Source organism: Pseudomonas sp. NFX98, from assembly GCF_047784845.1.
GTDB lineage: Bacteria > Pseudomonadota > Gammaproteobacteria > Pseudomonadales > Pseudomonadaceae > Aquipseudomonas.
Genome location: NZ_JBLNNF010000047.1, coordinates 1 through 1,128 on the forward strand (window position 1 = coordinate 1; position 1,128 = coordinate 1,128).

1 protein-coding gene is annotated in these 1,128 nt (G+C 55.9%); it reads right to left on the reverse strand.

The genetic code is table 11. The features are described from left to right. Positions 1-31: 31 nt before the first annotated feature. Positions 32-979 (reverse strand): IS110 family transposase, encoded by a 948-nt coding sequence (locus tag ACM110_RS29985; protein WP_416130627.1) that lies wholly within the window; start codon positions 977-979, stop codon positions 32-34. Positions 980-1,128 lie beyond the last annotated feature (149 nt).

Below are 1,128 nucleotides of genomic sequence, written 5' to 3' on the forward strand. Positions count from 1 at the left end.
TGTGGGAGATTCTATGGTTGAGGGGAAGCCCTCAACCTGCTTTCGGTTGGTATTCACCTTGCCCTTTTAGCAGTGCAAATACGATCCGGGCAAGCTTGCGAGCCAGTATCACCAGGGCCTGCGTGGTACTGAACCCTTTAGCTCTTTGCTCTTGGTAAAACCCTTTCCAGGCAGCTGTGCGGCTGGCCGACATGGCGGCGTTGTGCAGCAGCCGACGCGCTTCCGGATCGCCTCGTTTTGTCAGGCTGCGACGGCCGTCCTTTTGTCCTGACTGCGACACCCGCAAATCCATCCCCAAAAACGCGATGAAGGCATCTGCGTTTCTGAAATCACCTCGCTGAAAGGCCGCGATCAAGCGCGCGCCAGTCAGAAAACCAATACCTTCAACTGCCATGCAACGCTTCAACTGGGCCAGCAAACCGGCCTCTTTCAGGCGGTCGTTGATCATTTTCTCGACCAGCCCTTCAAGTCTCTGCATGGAGGCCACTTGCTCGGCAAAAGCGGCTTTGAGCAGCGGTTCATTTGTCCAGCTCTGTACCAGGCCAACCCGCGCCTGAACCAGCGCTGCGCGCCGGCGGAAAAGGCTCAAGAGGCAACGGTACAGCGGTGATGGCGGAATCCATGGATGGAGCTCTTCATACTCGTTCTTCAGATAGCGAGCGAGCAACTTGGCATCCAGTGCGTCCGTTTTGGCGCGAACCTTCACACCTTTGCGGTAATGGCTCAGTTCATAGCCGCCGACCATGTAAATGGTGCAACCGGCCTCATGGGCCAGGTCGGCGAACTCCAGGTGATAGATATTGGTCGACTCAATCGCGACATCGACCGGTGCCGGCAAGGCTTTCAGCCATTTCTTGATGGCTGGCTTGTTATTGGGAAGTGTCTCAAGCAGATCCAGTTCGGCCTGATAGATCACCAACTCACTCTTGGCGACATCCACGCCCACGATTGGCTTGATAGCAGAAACCGGCATTGCCATTGAACATCCCCCGAGATATGGTTTTGAGCACTTGAAGGGCTCACCCAGAGGCGCAGGCTTGTTCCTATCGTCGGTCTAGCCAGATGCATTCTTTATCGGCGCTTGGGTGAAAGGAGGAGGGGCGAAATCTCCCACGGATCTGTACTGCG